Source organism: Ruegeria sp. ANG-S4, from assembly GCF_000814005.1.
Lineage (GTDB): Bacteria > Pseudomonadota > Alphaproteobacteria > Rhodobacterales > Rhodobacteraceae > Ruegeria.
In genome coordinates, this window is sequence record NZ_JWLK01000007.1 from 97,179 (window position 1) to 117,480 (window position 20,302).

Consider the following 20,302-nt stretch of genomic DNA (forward strand, 5'->3'; position numbering starts at 1 on the left):
CGACTTGTCCCCAGCAAAATATGCCCCGATTGCTTTACCCGCGCGCTCTTGCGTCGTATCACATCATATATGAACGACACGATCGACGACCCCAATATGGAGACCCCTGAAGGCGGGGGAGAGGTAGCAGAACCACTGCGCCGCGCGATTGGCGAGCGCTATCTGACCTATGCGCTGTCCACCATCATGCACCGCGCCTTGCCGGATGCGCGCGACGGGCTGAAGCCGGTTCATCGGCGAATCCTCTACGCAATGCGCGAGCTGCGACTCAGCGCGACGGGTGGGTTCCGCAAGTCCGCCAAGATTTCCGGCGATGTGATGGGTAACTATCACCCGCACGGCGACGCTGCGATTTACGATGCGATGGCGCGACTGGCGCAGGACTTCAACGTGCGTTACCCGCTGGTCGACGGACAGGGGAATTTCGGCAATATCGACGGCGATAACCCGGCGGCCTCGCGATATACCGAGGCGCGGATGACCATCGTGGCCGAGGCGCTGCTCGAGGGTCTGAACGAAGACGCCGTTGATTTCCGCGACAACTATGACGGCACGCTGACCGAGCCCGTCGTGCTGCCCGCGCAATTCCCGAATCTGCTGGCGAACGGTGCCAGCGGGATCGCGGTGGGCATGGCGACGAATATTCCGCCGCATAACATCGCCGAGCTGTGTGACGCCTGCCTGCATCTGATCAAGACGCCGGATGCACGGGATGACACGCTGTTGAACTACGTGCCCGGCCCGGATTTCCCGACCGGCGGCGTGATTGTTGAGCCGCCGGAGAATATCGCACAGGCTTATCGCACCGGGCGCGGCTCGTTCCGCCTGCGCTGCAAGTATGAGGTGGAGGATCTGGGCCGCGGCCAATGGCAGATCGTTGTCACCGAGATCCCCTATCAGGTTCAGAAATCCAAGCTGATCGAAAAGATCGCCGAACTGATCCAGACCAAGAAAATCCCGATCCTCGCCGATGTGCGCGACGAATCCGCGGATGACATCCGCCTGATCCTCGAACCGCGTTCCAAGAACGTGGACCCCGAGGTGCTGATGGGGATGCTCTACCGCAACTCGGACCTTGAGGTGCGGTTCAGCCTGAACATGAACGTGCTGATCGACGGGGTGACGCCCAAAGTCTGCTCGATGAAGGAAGTGCTGCGCGCGTTCCTTGATCACCGGCAAGAGGTGCTGCTGCGCCGTTCGCGCCACCGCATGGCAAAGATCGATCACCGGCTGGAGGTGTTGGAGGGCTTTATCGTCGCCTTCCTGAACCTCGATCGCGTGATCGACATCATCCGCTACGACGACGATCCCAAAGCCGCGCTGATTCGCGAGGATTGGGGTGTTGACCACATCCGCGCCGCGGATGAATCCGACTACATCACGCCCAAACCGGGCGAGGGTGAACTGTCCGAGGTTCAAGTCGACGCCATCCTCAACATGCGCCTGCGCAGCTTGCGCCGTCTGGAAGAGATGGAGTTGGTGCGCGAACGCGATGACTTGATGCTGGAACGCGCCAACCTCGAAGACCTGCTGGCCGACCCGGCCCTGCAATGGGCCAAGATCGCCGAGCAGTTGAGGGAAACCAAGAAGACCTTTGGCAAAGACTACGAGGGTGGCGCGCGCCGCACGCGATTTGCCGTCGCATGCGAGGTCGAAGAGGTGCCGCTTGAGGCGATGATCGACAAGGAACCGATCACGGTTGTCTGCTCTCAGATGGGCTGGATTCGTGCCATGACCGGTCATATCGATCTGACCCGCGAGTTGAAGTTCAAGGATGGTGACGGCCCCCGGTTCATCTTTCACGCCGAGACGACCGACCGCCTTCTGGTTTTTGCATCAAACGGGCGGTTCTACACTGTCAGCGCCGCCAACCTGCCCGGCGGGCGGGGCATGGGCGAGCCGCTGCGCCTGATGGTGGACCTGCCGAACGAGGCGCAGATCATCGATATCCTGATCCATACGCCGGGGCGCAAACTGCTGGTGGCCTCAGACGCGGGCAACGGCTTTATGGTGCCCGAGGATGAGGTGCTGGCACAGACCCGCAACGGTAAACAGGTGTTGAACGTCAAAGGTGACGAGACCGCGATGATCTGCAAACCGGTTGATGGTGATCACGTCGCCGTGGTGTCGCAGAACGGCAAGTTCCTGGTCTTCCCGACCGAGGAACTGCCCGAGATGAACCGCGGCAAGGGTGTGCGGCTGCAAAAATACAATATGGCCCGCGGTCGACAGGGAACACTCGAACTGGATGGCGGGTTGTCGGATATCACCACATTCAACTGGGAAGAGGGCCTGAAATGGTCGATGGGCGGTGACAAGACGCGACACGAGGCGGATATGTCCCAGTGGCTGTCAAAACGCGCCAGTGTCGGGAAAAAACCACCCTATGGCTTCCCGCGCGATTATAAATTCTCGTGATCGCGACCCGCTGAAAGTGGATTTCTGCCGATGCGGCTTGGCACAAGCGGCATGGGTGCGCTAAGTCAAAGAAAAACGGCCTATCGAGACGAGACATATGTTGCGCATTCTGACCCTGATCACCGGACTGGCCCTGTTGGGCGCGTGTACGCAAACGCAGCTGTATGAGGAACCGGAGGAGTTGGGCGAGTTTCGCCTCGTTAAGATCGTTTCCTTCGCAGACAAGGCCAAAAAAGGTCCAATTTCGCGTGACGCTACATCGCAGGAATGGACCGACGCTTTAGAGAAGGCCATTGATATTCGTTTGGGAAGATATGAGGGATCACAGCGTTACATTATTGGTATAAGCCTTGAAGGCTATATGCTGGGTCCGCCGGGTATCGTTGTTTACAATCCAAGAAGCGCTGCGATCGTTCTTGTGAACGTTTATGACTATGACACGAAGGAATTTTTGGCCAAGCAAAAACAGTTTACTGTTTTGGAAGATACCACCAAAGAAACCGCTCTTATCGGATCTGGCCGTGTCAGGACCAAAGAAGAGCAGTTGAACGGACTTGCTTTGAAAGTCGCAGATGAGATCGAAGAGTGGTTGGCCGAAGAACACAAGGACAATGGCTGGTTTGATCGCCGCCCGGACCTGAACCAGCCGCTCGAATCCGGCGCCGTCACGCAAAATCCGGCGTCGTAACCACCTTTGCCGCAGGATGTGCTTGATTTTCGCCTTTGAACCAAATATCTCGCGCGCGCAGATGTAACCACGGGACCAAGGGTCCCCCAAATCGCAAAAGGGCGCCTGAGGAATGGCAAAGGAAAAGTTTGAGCGTACAAAACCGCATGTCAACATTGGCACGATTGGCCACGTTGACCACGGCAAGACGACGCTGACGGCAGCGATCACCAAGTATTTTGGTGACTTCAAAGCGTATGATCAGATTGACGGTGCGCCGGAAGAGAAAGCGCGCGGCATCACCATCTCGACCGCCCACGTGGAATACGAGACCGACAACCGCCACTATGCGCATGTCGACTGCCCCGGCCACGCCGACTACGTCAAGAACATGATCACCGGTGCCGCCCAGATGGACGGCGCGATCCTGGTTGTGAACGCTGCTGACGGCCCGATGCCTCAGACCCGCGAGCACATCCTGCTGGGCCGCCAGGTTGGCATCCCGAAGATGGTCGTGTTCATGAACAAGGTTGACCAGGTCGACGACGAAGAGCTGTTGGAACTGGTTGAGATGGAAGTGCGCGAGCTGCTGTCCAGCTACGACTATCCCGGCGACGATGTTCCGATCATCGCAGGCTCGGCTCTGGCCGCGATGGAAGGCAACAACCCGGAAATCGGCGAAGAGAAGATCAAGGAACTGATGGCGGCTGTTGATGAGTATATCGACACCCCTGAGCGTGAAGTTGACAAGCCGTTCCTGATGCCGGTCGAAGACGTGTTCTCGATCTCGGGCCGCGGTACGGTTGTGACCGGTCGTGTCGAGCGTGGCGTGATCAATGTTGGCGACGAGATTGAAATCGTCGGCATCCGCGACACTCAGAAAACCACCTGTACCGGTGTTGAGATGTTCCGCAAGCTGCTGGACCGCGGTGAAGCCGGCGACAACATCGGCGCCCTGCTGCGCGGTATCGACCGTGACGGTGTTGAGCGTGGCCAGGTTCTGTGTAAGCCCGGCTCGGTGACCCCGCACACCAAGTTCGAAGCCGAAGCCTACATCCTGACCAAGGAAGAAGGCGGTCGTCACACCCCGTTCTTCGCGAACTACCGCCCGCAGTTCTACTTCCGTACAACTGACGTGACCGGCACCGTGACTCTGGCGGCTGGCACCGAGATGGTCATGCCCGGCGACAACGTCGGCTTCACCGTCGAACTGATCGCGCCCATCGCGATGGAAGACGGCCTGCGCTTCGCCATCCGCGAAGGCGGCCGCACCGTCGGCGCGGGCGTTGTGTCGAAGATCATCGAGTAAGTCGCGTAAGCGAATGATCAATCAGAAAGGGCGTCCCAAGGGACGCCCTTTTTTGTGCCTGAAATGAGTGAGAGGGTGGGTCGTTCGGGCGTGGTTAATACGCATCGGCCTTCGGCACGGTATCTGCGGCTGGCGAGGCATCTGTCGCCGTATTGGGCCAGCGAAGTCCAAATGCTATTGGATCAGAAACGCCTCTCGATCCCAATTTCAAAGCCCGACTCGGTGTAGCTGAACGCCTCGATACCCGACTTCGTCCGCCGGTATGACAAAAGCAGAAACGGCGAAAAGCCGTTTCCAAAGAATAGGTCGTTTTTTTCGACTCTGAGCGACCCACCCCATGAGTCCTCGTCCGGATTTCCCGTAAATAGGCTGCTGGGCGTTTTGAATTTCCGGTGCTCGGCAAAAATTGAGGGCCGAAAGGTAAAGCCTCCGCGGGTATCCACTTGCCCAAAGATTGTAAAACGATGGCGGGTGAAGTTCTCGAATGTGTCGTCGGTGGACTTGTCTTCGTGGAAGTAACTTGCGCCAATCACCCCTTTGCCGCCCAGCGAGCGCCGCACACCAATTTCAGCGTCGAATTCGTGCCCGTCCAATCGGTTGGAGGTCGGGTTGTGCAAACGCGCGACACTTAGAATTGCAAAAACCGATCCGCCCGATTGATTGCGACGTTCCACGGCAGCCTGTAGGGCGATCCGGTTTTCGTAAACGTTTCCACCCAGCAGGCGGGTCGAGATGAGGGGACCAAAGGAAGCCGTTGTGTTCTGCGTGAATGTCCGCAACCCGAAACGCGTTCCAAAAACGTAATCGTCGTACTGCGAGGTTGGCGCTTCGGTTACGTCGAACGTAGCTGAGGCAAAGGCAGATGTGTCGGCACCGAGAATCTGCCAGTTCAACGGTCTGCGAAAATTCGCAGATCCAGTGGCGCGCAAGCCGATCTCATTCGATGTCTCACGATTCAGCCTGAACGGAAGGGTAAGCCCCGAGAAATCCAGTAATATTTCGTCTGTATCATAGTCTCTCTGATCGCCGGCATTGGTTATGCCGATGCTGAGGTCCCAATCGAAGCCGCGTCGCGCGTCGATATCGCGGATCAGCCCCAGAACCTTGATGCGAACCGGTTCGGGCAAGTCACCGGACAAGGCCGTAAAGAACTCGTTTCTGGCGCGGTTCCACTGTCGCGCAAGATAGTATGCAAAGCCAAGCTCAAGCCGGACCCGGACCAAATTCGGATTTATCGCCAGGATTGACGAGAACTTCTCGATCGCGGCGTCGGAGTTTCCCTGCTCCAGGTCACGCAGCCCACTCAGGAATACGACTTCGATTTGCGATTCCTTGGAGAGTGTTTCCGATCTGACATCAATACCATCTTGAGCCAATCCACTGTTGAAAGGAAAGGCCAGTAGTATCCAGCAGACGATCAGAAAAAATCTTTTGCGCAATTCACGAGCACCCAACTTAACAGGTCAACCAATACTGCTTCTAAGGCGTGCTCCTGGTTTTGAACAGAGCGCACCCCTCTCGTGTAACGGCTGTGGCCAAACCGACACGCGAAGATTGTATTTAAAAATTAACTTGTACCCGCTTAATGGAATATTAACCTAGTGCGGAATTTCAAACCAAATTGGAGGGGATATGACGACTAATTTTGGTTTTTGTGCAATTGCATTGGTTGCCGGATTTTCATTAAGCGCATGTAGTTCAAGTAGCAGTGGGTCATCAGACGGGGGAAGCAACGCGACCAGCGAGATTACGCTGCCGCAGAACGGAACGCTCGAACTGGATGGGCAGGCAATTACCGCCGAGGTGGCCGGTACAACCGTGTCGAACATTGCCACAAGGCAAACATCGACACTGAGAATGACGACTGAAGACGGTGATATTGTTGCGGCCAGCTTCAGGGCGCCCGCGTCAGGTGTTTCATTGGATTCCCGTTCTGGCGATTCGCTTGTGCGCAGTTCCAGCGGTGTTCTTTTGGCATTCGACTCGGCGGATCTGAATGATGGCGCGGTGCTCATTGATCCATCCCAAACGAGGTTCGAGCATCAGACCTTTGGCGTCTGGCTTGAGGATCGTAACAGACCGGTCGCCGTTGTGGGTGCTGGTTCTTATGGGTACCGCACTGATTCCAGTGATGTCCCGACGGGCCGGAATGCGACTTACGAAGGCGTCAGCACGGGTATTGCGCTTCTTGCCGATGGCAACGGTTATGTCACAGCTTCGGAAATTGAGGTAACAACCAACTTCCGAAACGCGACGATCAGAAGTTCTGATACAATCGCAAGTCGGTTGTCTGATGGAACAGTTGTAAATGCGCCCGAGTTGGATTTTTCCGGGTCGGGTAACGTTTCCGGCAATACCTTTCGCGCCAATATTGCAGGCACGGGCACAAGCGGTACGGCGGATGGTATCTTTTACGGCCGCAACGCCGAAGAGGTCGGCGGCACATTCCAGGCGACTGGTTCTGGCGGCGTGTCCCATGTCGGAGCCTTTGGCGCCGACTGATCACTCAAAAGGTGTCACATAGACTAAACTCCGCCGTTTATACGGCGGGGTTTTCGGCCGTCTTCTGAATACTAATTATTGGGCGTCCACGGTGCCCGGCCAACCATCTCATCAGCCTCGGCGGTGATCTGGTTCATGTGTTGTTCAAGGCTTAACCGCAGGGTTTCGATTTGATCTTCACTCGCCTTGCGTGGGACCTTTTCGGTCCACTCACGGCACAGAAAAACGCCCTCATTCCGCCATGGACGGGGCATCAAAAGGCGATCCCAGGTGCCAGCTTCGCGACCATGACGGGCGGAAAAGGTGATCCCGAAAACGCGCTTGCCGGATGTGCGCGCCCAGATCAGAGGCACGTTCGACGATACGCGCTCGGGCCCGCGCGGGCCGTCGGCAGCAATGCCAATGGATATTCCCTGTTTCATTTTTCCCAGAACTTCGCGGGACAGCGCCACATGACGCTTTTTGCTGGCCATGGCAATCGTATCCATTCCGAACAGGCTTTGCACACGGCCAACCATGCTGCCGGCGCGGGCGGACGACGTGATCGAACAGATACGCCCCTTGTCCAGCGGGAAGAAATACGGGGACTGCGCCAGACGTTGGTGCCAAAGAACGACGATCACAGGTTCGTCCTGTTCGACCAGTTGGTCCAGTTCTTCATACCCGATCCGTTCCCAGCGCGTATTGCGATGAACCATCCGGATATATGTCGCAATTCTGCGTGCGACCCAGTTCAGAATGGTTTCGCTGTCGGCGATTTTCTTGCGGAAGCTCACGGCGTGGTCCTTTGTCCCGGGCGAGGCATGTCTTACTGAACCTGACGTCAGGCGCAATGATTTTGTCATTGATCCGCGCATGTGTGATTTAGGAAAAAACCCTCTTGAGTCCGCTGCGCGGCTGGAATATCTGGGGGCGCACCGTAGGGGTATAGCTCAGTTGGTAGAGCGACGGTCTCCAAAACCGTAGGTCGCGGGTTCGAACCCTGCTGCCCCTGCCATCCCTTAAGATTTAATCAATACACCCCGGTCTGAGGTCAGTTGTCCGGACGTTGATGTGCTGATGGTGGTTTCCACCGCCCGACCAATGGCATAAAGTCCCGGCACGTCCGCAGTCTTTCATTCAAGAGGTAACATGTCGCGATTCGATGGGTATTTCCTGCGACAGTTATTGGTGCTGTTTGGGTTCTTTACCCTGGTACTGGTGGGCGTTTTCTGGATCACGCGTTCGGTCAGTCTGTTCGACCGTGTCATTAGCGGCGGACAGTCCGCTTTGGTGTTTCTTGAGTTTACGGCGCTGACTTTGCCGACGCTTATCCGAACGGTGATGCCGATGGCGGTTTTTGCTGCCGCTGTTTATGCCACCAATCGGTTAAGCCGGGAAAGCGAGCTGACCGTGATGCTGGCAACCGGATCCAGCCCCTGGCGGCTGGCGCGCGCCGTGTTTGCCTTTGGTTTGTGCACCGGCCTGATGATGGCGGTGATCAGCGTCTTTCTGCGGCCTGCCTCGTTGGATCAATTGGAACGGCGTCAGGCCGAGGTCGCAGGTGATGTGACGGCGCAATTGCTCAACGAAGGCGAGTTTATGCACCCGACGCCCGGTGTGACGGTTTACATCGGACGCGTGGATCTGGATGGCACTTTGCACGAGGTATTTGTGTCCGATGGGCGAGACCGGGAAAACCCCGTCAGCTATTCAAGCGCCACGGCGTATCTTGTGAATTCCGGCGGCGGGGTCAATCTGGTGATGGTTGACGGGATCGCGCTGCGACTTGATCGCAATGGCAACCGCTTGTCATCGACGCTGTTTCAGGATGCGACCTATGACATCTCGACGATGGCGGAAAGTTCAGAACAAAACAGGCGCAGTCTGGAAGCGATTCCAACATCCGAGCTGTTCAAGGATCGCGATTCAGTGGCCGAACTGGATTGGCACACCGAAGGTCAATTGGTCGAAGAGTTGCATCAACGGTTCTCATGGATCGCCATCAACATCGCCGTTGCGCTGGTTGGATATTCGGCCCTGATGCTTGGCAGCTTTTCGCGGTTCGGGCTTTGGCCACAGATCTTTGTGGCCTTTACCATTCTCGTCCTTCTGGAAGGGTTTCGCGGAATGGTTTCGCCTGTCGTGATCGCAGATCCTAAGCTTTGGCCGGTTCTATACCTGCCATCCGGCCTTGGCGTTGCCCTGTCCGTGGTGTTCCTTTTGATGGCAGGGCGGCCCCTGTTAAGGAAGCGACCTACTCCAGATCCGGTGAGGTAAGGGTATCAAGCCGAGCTGAGCGCGTTTGCCAATCTCTAACACGCCGCCATCAGGCGATAGACGATCTGGGCGGCCGTGAAATCCCACGCCGCATTGCCGTCTGGGGCAAGTTCGACCACGTCAAAGCCGACGCATTTGCGGCCTTTCAAGGCATGTTCGACCAGATGCAGGGCCTGATAGTAGCCCAGGCCCCCCGGCACCGGTGTGCCGGTTGCGGGCATGAGCGACGGGTCGAGCCCGTCGACGTCAAAGCTGACATAGACCAGTTCGGGGAAATCGCCCGGCAAATCGACGGAATGGATGTTGCCCGTGACCAACTCCTCGGCATCCACATGGAAGACGTGATTTCTAAGACGGCTCTGCGCTTCTTCGGTCGAAAAGGCACGGACGCCGAATTGAGCGAGCCTGATGCCTTCTTCTGCGAGCAGATGCATGACCGAGGCATGACTGTGTTTCTTGCCCTGGTACGCGTCGCGCAGGTCGGCATGTGCGTCGATCTGGACGACGCCGATAGGTTGCTTGAGCGCACGTGCCACGCCCATCACCGCGCCGAAGCTGAGCGAATGCTCACCGCCCAGCGTGACAGGTACTTTGCCCGTTTGAACCGCAGCCTCGGTGCGTTGGGCAAGGCGCTCCATCACCTCGGGCTGCGGGCCGTCGCAATCCAACGGAGACTCGGTAAAGATCCCTTCGACGCATGGCTCTGCGTGGCCGGTGATACGTTCAAGTTCATTGCTGGCTTCGATGATCGCATCGGGGCCTTTGGCGGTGCCTGATCCGTAGGACACAGTGCGCTCCAGCGGAACCGGGATCACGCGGAACCGGGCGTCCTCGGTCCGTTCGGACGCGGTAAGTTCGCTATCGAGAAAAACACTCATGAAAGGCGGTCCTTAAAATCGTCATAACCGAACTGCTTGATGATCTTCAGCGCGTCCGTTTCGCTGTTCCACAGGGCGATCGCGGGGAGAGGCACCCCGTTGAAGGTGTTGGTTTTGACCATCGAGTAATGCGCCTGATCGAGAAAGGCGAAACGTTGGCCGATTTCCAGCGGTTCTTCCCATGTGTAATCGCCGATCACATCACCTGCCAGGCAGGACGGCCCGCCCAGACGATAAGTGTGCCCTGCCTTGGCCTCGTCCATCAGGGCGGGGCGATAGGGGGCTTCGATCACATCGGGCATGTGGCATGTGGCGGAGATATCGGTGATAGCCAGATTCATGCCATTGGTGGGCAGGTCGAGGATTTCGCCCACCAGAATACCAGCGTCCAGTGCCACGGCCTCACCGGGTTCGAGATAGACATCGATTCCGTACGTCGCACGGATGTCTTTGATAAAGGCCACCAGTCCGGCGCGGTCATAATCGCCACGCGTAATGTGATGGCCACCGCCGAAGTTGAGCCATTTGAGCTGGCCCATGAAAGGCGCAAGCTTTGGCTTAACCGCCTGCCACGTGCGCAGCAACGGTTCGAACCCCTGTTCGCAGAGCGTGTGCATATGCAGGCCGTCCACGCCGGCCAACGCCGTTTCGGTCAACTGGCTGATCGGTGTGCCCAAACGCGAACACGGCGCGCAGGGATCGTATTTGGGGATTTCACCCTCCGAGTGTTCCGGGTTGATGCGCAGGCCGACCTGAACCTTGGCGGTCTGGGCCTTGGTCTGAAACCGATCTTTTTGTGCCCGAGAGTTGAAGATGATGTGGTCAGATAGCGACAGGATTTCGTCGATATCTGCATCCTTGTAGCCAGCGCAGAAGGTCGCGACCTCACCGCCGTATTCTTCGCGGCCAAGTCGGGCCTCGTAGACGCCGCTGGCGCAGGTACCGCCGAGATGCTGGCGCACCAATGGCGCCAGGGAAAACATCGAAAACGCCTTGAGCGCGCTGAGGATGTGCGCACCGGATCGGTTGCCGATATCCGATAAGATCGTCAGGTTGCGCTCGACAGCCTTTTCGTCAACCACGAAGCAGGGGCTGGGCACACGGCTGAGGTCGAAACTGCGCAAAGCTCCAGCGTCTCCGGCCTGTGTGGTCATCATGTCGGACATGTCTGGTGTCTCCGTTGGGTGGAGAGGCCGGGGGCGCTGCCCCCGGACCCCCGGAGTATTTGGAAAAAGATGAAGTCAGAACTTGACTGGGCCGTCGAGTTCGTGGACCTGCCACGGCAGGCCGTGGGTGTTCAGCATGTCCATGAAGTCATCCGGGTCGAGCTGTTCCATGTTCCACACCCCCGGGTCGCGCCAATTGCCCTTCAGCACTTGGGCCGCGCCGATCATGGCGGGGACGCCGGTGGTGTAACTGACGGCCTGACTGCCGACTTCGGCATAGCATTCTTCGTGGTCGCAGATGTTGTAGATGTAGAAGGTTTTCTCACCCGAGCTGTCCTTGGCCTGACCCGTGGCGATATCGCCGATGCACGCCTTGCCTTTGGTTTCTGCGCCCAGATCACCGGGATCGGGCAGAAGGGTTTTCAGGAACTGGATCGGGATGATTTCCTTGCCGTCATGCATCACCGGATCGATTCGGGTCATGCCAACGTTTTCCAGTACCTTGGCGTGGGTGATATAGGCGTCGCCGAAGGTCATCCAGAAGCGGGCGCGCTCGATCTCGGGGAAGTGGGTGCTGAGCGACTCCAGTTCCTCGTGATACATCAGGTACATGTTCTTTGGGCCGATGGCAGGGAAGTCGAACTCGACCTTGTGGGTCATTGCGGGGCTGTGCTGCCACGCGCCGTTTTCCCAGTGGCGCACTTCGGCCAGCACTTCGCGCAGGTTGATTTCCGGGTTGAAGTTGGTGGCGAACTCCTGATCGTTGCTGCCGCCATTGGCGTCCAGCACGTCGATCTGGCGGATCGTGTCCAGCTTGTGTTTCTTGAGCCATTTGGCAAATACGCTGGTCACGCCCGGATCGAAGCCCGAGCCGAGGATGGCGGTCAGGCCAGCCTCTTTGAACCGGTCTTGATACGCCCATTGCCAGTGGTATTCGAATTTGGCCTCATCTTCGGGCTCATAATTGGCGGTGTCCAGATAATGGCATCCTGCTTCAAGGCAGGCGTCCATCAGCACCAGATCCTGATAGGGCAGGGCGAGGTTCACGAGGATTTCGGCGCCGGTTTCGCGGATCAGCTTCACCGTGTCTTCGACCTTGTAAGCATCCAGTTCCGCCGTGGCGATATCGACGCCCACACGTTCCTTCACTGCTTTGGCGATGGCGTCGCATTTCGATTTGGTACGACTAGCCAGAGTGATTTCGGTGAAGATGTCCGAATTCATCGCCATCTTGTGCACAGCGGCGTGGGATACGCCGCCTGCGCCGACAACCAGTGTTTTGCCCATGGGGTCGTCTCCTCTCAGGGGGTTATTCGTAATAGGTGTAGCCGTTGATCGAGTCGCGATAGGCGCTCATCAGGGTTTTGCGGTCCTTGGCTTGCAGAGTACCGGTCGAGATGGCCTCGTCCACCATTTTGCGGAAGGCGGCGACGCAGTCTTGCGGGTCGAATTCTACGTAAGACAACACCTGGCTGATCGTGTCGCCCTCTTGTTCATGTAGCAGGTCAAAACCGCCATCGGCGCGCAGGTCGATGGTGACGACGTTGGTGTCACCAAAAAGGTTGTGCAGATCACCAAGGGTTTCCTGATAGGCGCCGACAAAGAAGACGCCCATGTAGTATTCATCGTCTTCGGGCAGGGAATGTACCGGCAGGCTGGGCGAGACGCCATCGGCCAGAATGAAACGGTCGATCTTGCCGTCGCTGTCGCAGGTGATGTCGGACAGGACCGCGCGGCGGTCCGGGGTCTGGTTCAACCCCTGCAGCGGAACGATCGGGTGCAACTGGTCGATCGCCCAGACATCCGGCAGGGATTGGAACAGCGAGAAGTTGCAGTGATAGATATCGGCCACTTTCTCAAGCTGATCGTCCACATCCGTTTCCAGATCATCACTGGCGGCCAGCGCCTTCAGGCGGGCCATGAGCGATAGGTAGATACGTTCGGCCCGCGCCATCTGGCGCAGATCGACATAGCCGCGGCGAAAGAGGGCGCGTAGCTCGTTGCGATAGAACGTGGCGTCGTTCCAGCATTCCTGCAGGCGAACCTTGCTGAGATAGCCATGCACCGCCGCAAGGTCCGAGACCATGTGGTGATCGTCTGGTTCAACTTCGGGTCCGTTCGGCGCGTCATAGAGCGTGCTTTCCAGAACATTGAACACCAGCAAGGACGAGGTTGCGACAACAGCGCGACCGCTTTCGGTGACCAGAGTGGGATGGGCGACCTCGGCCTCATCCATCGCATAAGCAACCGTTTCGACCACATTGGCGCAGTATTCCTCGACCGTATAGTTGATCGAGTTCTCGGCAGCCTTCTTCTCGCCCGTATAATCCACACCCATGCCACCGCCGAGGTCCAGATGGGTGAGCGGCACGCCTTCGCGCGTCAGTTCGGTGTAGTACCGGCATGCCTCACCCACGGCGCGGCGCACGTCGTTGACGTCCTGCACTTGGCTGCCTAGATGCGAATGCTGCAGCTTGAGGCAATGCAGCAAACCCGCAGCTTTCAGCTTGTCCACCGTGGTGACCAGCTGATCGGTGTTCATGCCAAAGGCAGACCGGTCGCCCGAGCTTTCTTCCCACTTGCCGCTGATCTGGTTGGTCAGTTTGACCCGCACACCAATTAGCGGTTCGATGCCCAACTCGTCATAGACCTCGATCACGGTGTCCGCCTCTTTCGGGCTTTCCAGCACGATCACGGTATTGAATCCGATCTTGCGGCTTAGGATCGCCAACTGGATGAATTCGGTATCCTTTACCCCGTTGCAGACGATCAGCGCCTCGGGCGCAAGTCGATGTGCCAAGGCAACAACCAGTTCAGGTTTTGACCCGGCTTCGAGCCCGTAACTGTATTTCTTTCCGAACTCGACAATCCGGTCGACCACCTGCGCCTGCTGATTCACCTTGATGGGAAAGACGCCACGATAGCTGCCCTGATAGTTGGTTCGGGCAATCGCGTCGGCAAAGCTTTCGTTGATGTGGGCGATCTCGTTTTCAAGGTAGGAACTGATCCGCAAAAGCATCGGTGCCTTGATGCCGCGTTCGTCCAGGTCGCGCAGGATGCTGGGAAGGCTGATCGCCGCGGCGTCGGGTTCCAGCGGGTTGCGCAAACCGATCTCGCCCTGATCCGTCACCTCAATGAGGCCCTTGCCCCATTTTTCAACCCCGTAGATGGAATGCGGTGCGTCGGGCGTGTGTTTCAATCAGGTTCGTCCTTCGCTGTGGGGTGCCGGATTTGCGCCCGCCAATACGGCAGCAGCTTGATTCGTCCAAGTGTAATCTATGGGCCGCCAAATTCAGGAACTAAATTCCGGTCTGCACCGGTACCAGATGATTGTCCCATTGGCATTCGGACAAAGCCATCCGTTCGGTCCGCGTTTCGGACAGTCGTCCGACCTGGCCAGTCCCGGTCGTATAGACCAAACCGTCTGGCCCTGCGCCCAATCCGCAGACGTCCTCCAAAGCATAGGCAGCTTTGAATGAACCGCTTTCCACGTCAAACCCGTGCAATGAATTTCCGCGCGGGCAAGTGATCGCGACGGTTTGGTTGTTCGATGAAAAGGCTACGCTGCCGGCATAGCCCTGCAAGGTGCTCTGGTCACTGTCTCCGGCTGCCAGCAGAACGGGTGTTCCGCCACGCTGATGCAGGCCCAGCAGCGGAGGGTGTTCGGACAAGTCGCCTTGCCACTGCATCGCAAATGCAACGAGGCCGTCATCGCGCACCGCCAGATGTCGGATCGAGTTCTTTCGCAGCCGATGCGGAAGCTCGACCTGTTCAATGACCGATCCATTCAGATCGCAATAGGTCAGATTTGGGCGCATCGTCGGCAGGTTCAGTTTTGTCCGGCCGGTATCCGGATGGGTCTCGATGCCACCATTGGCGATGGCGATCGAAGCGCCATCTGGCATCAGAACGATGTCGTGCGGGCCTATTCCGCCCGAGCTGAAGGAGCCCAGTCGGGCGTATCCATTGCCGACATCCCAGACCCCGATCATTCCATCGCCCTGTTCAAACCGGTTTTCTGTTGTGAACAACAATCGGCCATCGGTCGAGAACGTCCCATGACCGTAAAAGTGATGCCCCGGCGGGGCCGAAAGGCGCGCGACTTCTGAACCTGATGTACAGTCAATGACCAGCGCGAACGTTCCGGGGCGTCGCGCAAAAGCGACCGCCTGGGCATATTGCGGGTGGGCTGCAGCGGCGTGGCCTCTTCCCGGCAAGGGCAGCGTGAAGACAACCGCGCCCGACGCGGTCAATCCCGCAAGCCGATAGGACCCGTCTGGAAACAAGGCCGCGGCTAGAAAATCGGGTGCCCCTACAGCAGACCAACCTGGCATTGGGCCTAGACTGGCTGCGGCAAGCCCCTGCAGGAAACGGCGGCGGCTGGTCATCGCTTCAATCCCCGTCCAATGAGTTGAAACCCGCGCCGATACCCAGCGCGGGACCCAACTGGGTATTGGCAATTCGGCGGATGTCCGAGACGGTTTGCTGTAATGCCTCAACCCGGAATCGCCCTTCGGGAGTGGATACGCCCGCAAAATTCGGGTCGCCCAGCGATTGTGCACGTTGGATGGCGCGGTCAAATGCCGCCTGAAAGTCCTCGGTAACGTCAGGGTGATCGGCAGACAGCCGCAAAGCCAAGTCTTGCAGGGCAATCAGCGACAGTTCGACATGGCGCAGGGATCGGGCGGATCGGCGGGCCTCGGCCCTTTTGGGGCGTGGTCGTTCAAAGCTGCCTAACGGACGTCCGAGCCGCGTGTCCGCAGTGAATTCCAGACCAGTGGACAGGGCCTTGAACATCTCCTGCATGGCTTCATCGTCGTTGCGATAGCGGCTGTTTTCTCCGGTCCGGGTCAGAGATTGCGCGTAGGTCTGCCAATCAGTGTCGATTGCGGTGGCATTGGCGGCGATATCCGCGGCGATCGCGCGGATCAGATCGCATCGGTACTCAGCGCTGCCCTGATCGGCAAAAGCTGGATCGTAGAGCATTTGTTCCAGCGCAAAGAAACCACGACCGGCTACCGACGTTTCAGCAAACTCCGCGGCTGTCTGAACGGCGTTGTCATTATCGTCAATCAGGCGGGACAGGGCTCTGGGTGTGAACCCTTTGGTGTCGGGCCAGAATGCCAGCGAAAAGGCGCGGTCATCGACTTCTGAAGGGCCGAACCGCATGTGGCTGACGGATATCCAGCTGTCGAACGCATCCGCATACGCCGCGCGTAGGGCATCGGAATTCGGTGCACAATCGGCCTTTGCCGTTTCGCTGAGCACCTGTGCCGTATCGGCCAGCCGCGCATAAGACGGTAGGATATGCGACTGTGCTATGTCCAAAAGGATTGGTTCGCGATCTTGTGCAAAGGCTGTCAGTGGAAGCGCGAGCGCAGCAAGCAGGACTAGTTTACGCATGGATCAGAGGCTCTCCAGAAATCGGATCAGGGCATCGCGGTGGGCTTTGGACATGGACACGACGGCGTCGCGGGCAGCTTGTGCTTCGCCCCCATGCCAAAGAATGGCTTCGATCAAGGATCGGGCGCGTCCATCATGCAAAAATTGCGTGTGACCTGAAACGCGTTCTGTCAGACCAATTCCCCAAAGCGGCGGCGTGCGCCATTCCCGCCCCGTCGCACGCGCTTCGGGGCGATTGTCGGCAAGGCCTTCACCCATGTCATGCAGCAACAGGTCTGTGTACGGCCAAATCAACTGAAAACTGTGCTCGGGTCTGTCCGGCATTCGGTGGGTCACATGAGCCGGTGTATGACACGACGCGCATCCGACGTTATGAAACACTTCTTTCCCGCGCAGGACTTGCGGATCGTCCACGTCACGACGCGCGGGAACGCCCAAGTTGCGGCTGTAAAAGGCGACAAGGTCCATACCGACAGCGTCAATCTCTGCCCCGCGAATATCGGTGTCACCATGCGGTGCTGCGATGCAGTTTGTCTGGGCTGGCGTGCAGTCACCCTGGGGGGCTGGAAACAGAGGCGTCGATATTCCGATATCGCCCGAGAATGCTGCTGCTGATTGCTCCATAACCGTTGGCATCCCGGCCTTGTGGCCAAAACGCCCCATCATGGGTTGGTCGAACTCCTCGGACCACACGATGTTGGCGCGGCCCGATATTCCGTCGCCGTCCAAATCGTCGGGGTCCGCGTTGGCCAGAAGGTCCTCGACCGGAATGGACTCCAGTAGCCCGAGACCAATCATCGGTGGCGCAACACGCGGGCTCAGCATGGCCTGCGGGTGCAGCGGGCCGTAACCCAAGTCCGCCGCCTCATAAGTTGGGCGTCGCAGGGACACGGTCTCGCCTTCGGACAATGCGACCGGAACTTCCTGATAGGTAATGTCCAAACGATACTCAGCCGGATGGCCTGCAAGTGCAAAATCCTGCAGCTGTCCACCGTAGTTCGGGTCCGGGCGGGTTGCGATATAGTCGGCTATGCCTGCTGGTGCATCCTCGGGCAGACCGGGGACTGAGACGCGCAGGAACATTGAAACAGCGGTGTCATCCGGGCCGTTGGGTGTATGCCCGCGCCCGTCCTTGATGTGGCACCGCTGACAGGATCGGGCGTTGTACAAAGGGCCAAGCCCGTCTGACGCCAGAGTGGAAGATGGCGATGAAACCCAGATTTTCTTGAACAGCCCATTGCCGACCTTGAAGTCCAGCTCCTGCACGAAAGTGATATTGGCCGAAGGTTGCGAGAACGCATCGGCATCGTTTCGCACCCTCACGGTCGCGGCGCCTGCGCTGAGATGTTCAAACCGTTGAGCCGCAGAGAAATCTTGCGGCGCGGCGATAACAGCCTCGATCCGGGTGCGTTCTTCTTCGGTGCGGGGAAGGGTATTCAGGTGGGGGTCACCAAGCTCTTGAGCAAGGGACGGGGTGGCCGCAAACGCAGCCACCGCAAGTAAACGAACGCTATTCTTCTTCGTCCATTTTCGAGGCGTTAAGCTGAACATAGTTGGCTTCGCCAATCCTTTCATACAGATCAAGCTGCGTTTCGAGGAAGTCGATATGGCTTTCTTCGTCCGACATCAGTTGTTCGAACAAAGACATCGATACATAGTCTCCTGCTTCCCGGCAGTATTCTCTAGCTTCCTTGTACAAAGCCCGCGCGTCTATTTCGGCCGCCAGATCGCATTCCAGTGTTTCCTTGGGGGTTTGGCCGATCCGCAGAGGGTCCAGCTTTTGCAGGTTGGGGTGCCCCTCAAGGAATATGATCCGCTCGATCAGTTTGTCCGCATGTTCCATCTCTTCGATGGATTCCTCGCGGCTTTTCTTAGCCATGTGGCCAAGACCCCAATCTTCCTGCAGGCGGTAATGTAGCCAATACTGGCTGACCGCCGTCAGTTCATGCCGCAGAGATTTGTTGAGGTATTCTATGACCTTGGGATCGCCCTTCATTTGACTTCTCCTGTGTTGCCTCGGACCGCAATGTCCGAAGCTGCATGGGGACTTCCAGATTATCGTCTGAGCGCATTGTGTCTAGAAAAAGCGGCATGCACCCGCCGCAGTCAGCGGCCTTGCCTAGGGCGTGATAGATCTTTCCCGGTGTGATTATCGTCTGTGGGTCGGACGTCCGCATCCAGTCAATTGCGGCGCGGATGTCGTGGTCAGAGATGTTGGTACAGTGGCAAACGATCATGGCGACTCAGGCTGCTCGGCTATTTCCTACGCAAATAGTAGGTTATTACTTTCAGGTCCAGATGGAAGAGGCAAATCTTTCGTGAAGGACCGGCGAAAGCGCCCTTCCGGAACGCCTTCGCCCTTGCTGCTCTTTTATTGGAAAACTGCGTCGGGGTTATCGAGGCTGTCCGAACCCTCGAACTCGATCTGATCAAGTTCCAAGGCCGTGACGATGCGTTCGATCGTTTTTGTCTGATCAACCAGCCCGTTCACGCCGCCCATAATCAGGGCCTCGCCACCGGCGTTACCGCGTTCAAGCATCTGGTCGTACGCGAAACCCGCCTCGGCTGTGGATTTCATCAGGCCCAGCGCCAGCATCGTGTTCGCCAGTTTCATCTTCATTTCGGTGTCCAGAGCGGGATCGCTTGCAATCACCAGATCGGACAACGAAGCACCGCTGATCGGGGTTCCGTCAATCCGGGTGTAGGTGCCCAGATAGACATTCTGGATGCCAACGCCGTTGTAATAGTGGTCGTTGTGCGTGTTGTCAGCGAAGCAGGAATGTTCTTCTTCGGGGTCATTCAGCATAACGCCCAAACGCATGCGCTCACCCGCGGTTTCACCGTAGGACAAAGACCCCATGCCAGTCAGGATGGCGCTAATACCGGCTGCCTCGTTCTCGGCCAGTGCCGCCCGCGCAGCACCGCCGTCCTGCCATTGGGCCGCCATCCATTCCAGATCGCTGACCAGCAGGTCGGTCGCAGCGCTCAGGTATTGGGCGCGGCGGTCACAGTTGCCTCCGGTGCAGTCGTCGCCCTGTGCATAGTCACTCCACGGGCGATTGCCTGCCCCAGTGCCGTGGCCGTTGAGGTCCTGACCCCAAAGCAGAAATTCGATGGCATGGTAACCGGTGGCGACATTTGCCTCGATCCCGTCTGCCTCGTGCAGGGTTTCCGCGAGCAGTTCGGGGGTGATTTCGCTCGCGTCCACGGCTTCGCCGGACAGCTCGAAACTTGGGTTCGCGATTACGTTCAATACGGCGAATTCGTTTTCGTCGCTGGGTCCGCCGTATGACGCGTCAACGTAGTCAATCAAACCTTCATCCAGTGGCCATGCGTTCACTTTGCCTTCCCAGTCGTCGACGATGGCATTGCCAAAGCGATACACTTCGGTCTGCTGATAAGGCACGCGCGCCGCAAGCCAGGCGGCGCGGGCGGAATTCAGAGTTGCATCCGAAGGATTTTCGATGAGCGCATTGACAGCGGCCTGCAGCTTTTTCGCTGCGATCAGGCTGTCATCGTATTTGGCTTCGGCAATATTGGCATAGTTTGCGAGAACATCTGCCTTGGCTGGGGCGTCGGCGACTGCGGCGCTTGCGATGCACAAGGTAAGTGCGCTGGTCGCTGCAAAGAATCTTGTCATGAGTTTTGAACTTTCCTGTTGGAACCGGAATCGGGACCGCGCAGTCGCGGCCACGGACAA

At 57.9% G+C, this 20,302-nt stretch carries 17 protein-coding genes and 1 tRNA gene; 6 read left to right on the forward strand and 12 right to left on the reverse strand.

Annotation, left to right across the window (positions count from 1 at the left end):
* Positions 1 to 69: 69 nt before the first annotated feature.
* The 3 genes from parC to tuf all read left to right on the forward strand — a co-directional run bounded on the left by parC (position 70) and on the right by tuf (position 4,394).
* Positions 70 to 2,418: a DNA topoisomerase IV subunit A gene (gene parC, locus RA28_RS20450; RefSeq protein ID WP_039532830.1), complete on the forward strand. Its 2,349-nt coding sequence runs from the start codon at positions 70 to 72 to the stop codon at positions 2,416 to 2,418.
* A 181-nt stretch (positions 2,419 to 2,599) separates the two neighbouring features.
* Positions 2,600 to 3,106, forward strand: coding sequence for a hypothetical protein (locus RA28_RS20455; protein ID WP_241481181.1), 507 nt, complete (start codon positions 2,600 to 2,602; stop codon positions 3,104 to 3,106).
* Positions 3,107 to 3,218: 112 nt separating this feature from the next.
* A complete protein-coding gene (tuf, locus tag RA28_RS20460; RefSeq protein WP_039529249.1) occupies positions 3,219 to 4,394 on the forward strand; it encodes an elongation factor Tu in 1,176 nt (391 codons plus the stop codon).
* A gap of 182 nt (positions 4,395 to 4,576) precedes the next feature.
* On the opposite strand, the gene RA28_RS20465 is transcribed toward tuf, so the two are convergent.
* Positions 4,577 to 5,833 (reverse strand): surface lipoprotein assembly modifier, encoded by a 1,257-nt coding sequence (locus RA28_RS20465; protein WP_193747439.1) that lies wholly within the window; start codon positions 5,831 to 5,833, stop codon positions 4,577 to 4,579.
* A gap of 193 nt (positions 5,834 to 6,026) precedes the next feature.
* On the opposite strand from RA28_RS20465, the gene RA28_RS20470 reads away from it, so the two are divergent.
* Positions 6,027 to 6,896, forward strand: a complete 870-nt coding sequence (locus tag RA28_RS20470; protein ID WP_039532836.1) for a transferrin-binding protein-like solute binding protein — start codon at positions 6,027 to 6,029, stop codon at positions 6,894 to 6,896.
* A gap of 71 nt (positions 6,897 to 6,967) precedes the next feature.
* On the opposite strand, the gene RA28_RS20475 is transcribed toward RA28_RS20470, so the two are convergent.
* Positions 6,968 to 7,672, reverse strand: a complete 705-nt coding sequence (locus RA28_RS20475) for a lysophospholipid acyltransferase family protein (protein ID WP_039532980.1) — start codon at positions 7,670 to 7,672, stop codon at positions 6,968 to 6,970.
* A 145-nt stretch (positions 7,673 to 7,817) separates the two neighbouring features.
* Here RA28_RS20475 and RA28_RS20480 point away from each other — a divergent pair.
* Both RA28_RS20480 and lptF read left to right on the forward strand, forming a co-directional pair.
* Positions 7,818 to 7,893, forward strand: a tRNA-Trp gene (locus RA28_RS20480).
* 134 nt (positions 7,894 to 8,027) lie between these two features.
* Positions 8,028 to 9,155 carry an LPS export ABC transporter permease LptF gene (gene lptF, locus RA28_RS20485; RefSeq protein WP_039532837.1) on the forward strand — a complete coding sequence of 376 codons (1,128 nt, stop codon included), beginning with the start codon at positions 8,028 to 8,030 and terminating at the stop codon, positions 9,153 to 9,155.
* Between the two features lie 35 nt (positions 9,156 to 9,190).
* Here lptF and speB read toward each other — a convergent pair whose 3' ends face one another.
* The 10 genes from speB to RA28_RS20530 form a co-directional block, all read right to left on the reverse strand.
* Positions 9,191 to 10,033: an agmatinase gene (gene speB, locus RA28_RS20490; RefSeq protein ID WP_039532839.1), complete on the reverse strand. Its 843-nt coding sequence runs from the start codon at positions 10,031 to 10,033 to the stop codon at positions 9,191 to 9,193.
* Positions 10,030 to 11,199: a carboxynorspermidine decarboxylase gene (gene nspC, locus RA28_RS20495; protein ID WP_039532841.1), complete on the reverse strand. Its 1,170-nt coding sequence runs from the start codon at positions 11,197 to 11,199 to the stop codon at positions 10,030 to 10,032. The genes speB and nspC overlap by 4 nt, the downstream gene beginning before the upstream one ends.
* A 75-nt stretch (positions 11,200 to 11,274) precedes the next feature.
* Positions 11,275 to 12,486, reverse strand: coding sequence for a saccharopine dehydrogenase family protein (locus tag RA28_RS20500; RefSeq protein ID WP_039532842.1), 1,212 nt, complete (start codon positions 12,484 to 12,486; stop codon positions 11,275 to 11,277).
* Positions 12,487 to 12,508: 22 nt separating this feature from the next.
* The gene (gene speA / locus RA28_RS20505; RefSeq protein WP_039532844.1) at positions 12,509 to 14,398 is read right to left on the reverse strand and encodes a biosynthetic arginine decarboxylase; all 1,890 of its coding nucleotides are present in this window, start codon (positions 14,396 to 14,398) and stop codon (positions 12,509 to 12,511) included.
* Positions 14,399 to 14,498: 100 nt separating this feature from the next.
* Positions 14,499 to 15,587 carry a DUF1513 domain-containing protein gene (locus RA28_RS20510; RefSeq protein ID WP_039532845.1) on the reverse strand — a complete coding sequence of 363 codons (1,089 nt, stop codon included), beginning with the start codon at positions 15,585 to 15,587 and terminating at the stop codon, positions 14,499 to 14,501.
* Between the two features lie 4 nt (positions 15,588 to 15,591).
* Positions 15,592 to 16,602 (reverse strand): imelysin family protein, encoded by a 1,011-nt coding sequence (locus tag RA28_RS20515; protein WP_039532847.1) that lies wholly within the window; start codon positions 16,600 to 16,602, stop codon positions 15,592 to 15,594.
* A gap of 3 nt (positions 16,603 to 16,605) precedes the next feature.
* A complete protein-coding gene (locus RA28_RS20520) occupies positions 16,606 to 18,153 on the reverse strand; it encodes a di-heme oxidoredictase family protein (protein WP_193747440.1) in 1,548 nt (515 codons plus the stop codon).
* A complete protein-coding gene (gene bfr / locus RA28_RS20525; protein WP_039532850.1) occupies positions 18,113 to 18,598 on the reverse strand; it encodes a bacterioferritin in 486 nt (161 codons plus the stop codon). The genes RA28_RS20520 and bfr overlap by 41 nt, the downstream gene beginning before the upstream one ends.
* Entirely contained in the window at positions 18,546 to 18,839 is a 294-nt protein-coding gene (locus tag RA28_RS22565) for a (2Fe-2S)-binding protein (protein WP_082029874.1), read from the reverse strand. Before RA28_RS22565 ends, bfr begins: the two co-directional genes overlap by 53 nt.
* Positions 18,840 to 18,973: 134 nt before the next feature.
* A complete protein-coding gene (locus tag RA28_RS20530; RefSeq protein ID WP_039532852.1) occupies positions 18,974 to 20,242 on the reverse strand; it encodes an imelysin family protein in 1,269 nt (422 codons plus the stop codon).
* Between the last annotated feature and the right edge of the window lie 60 nt (positions 20,243 to 20,302).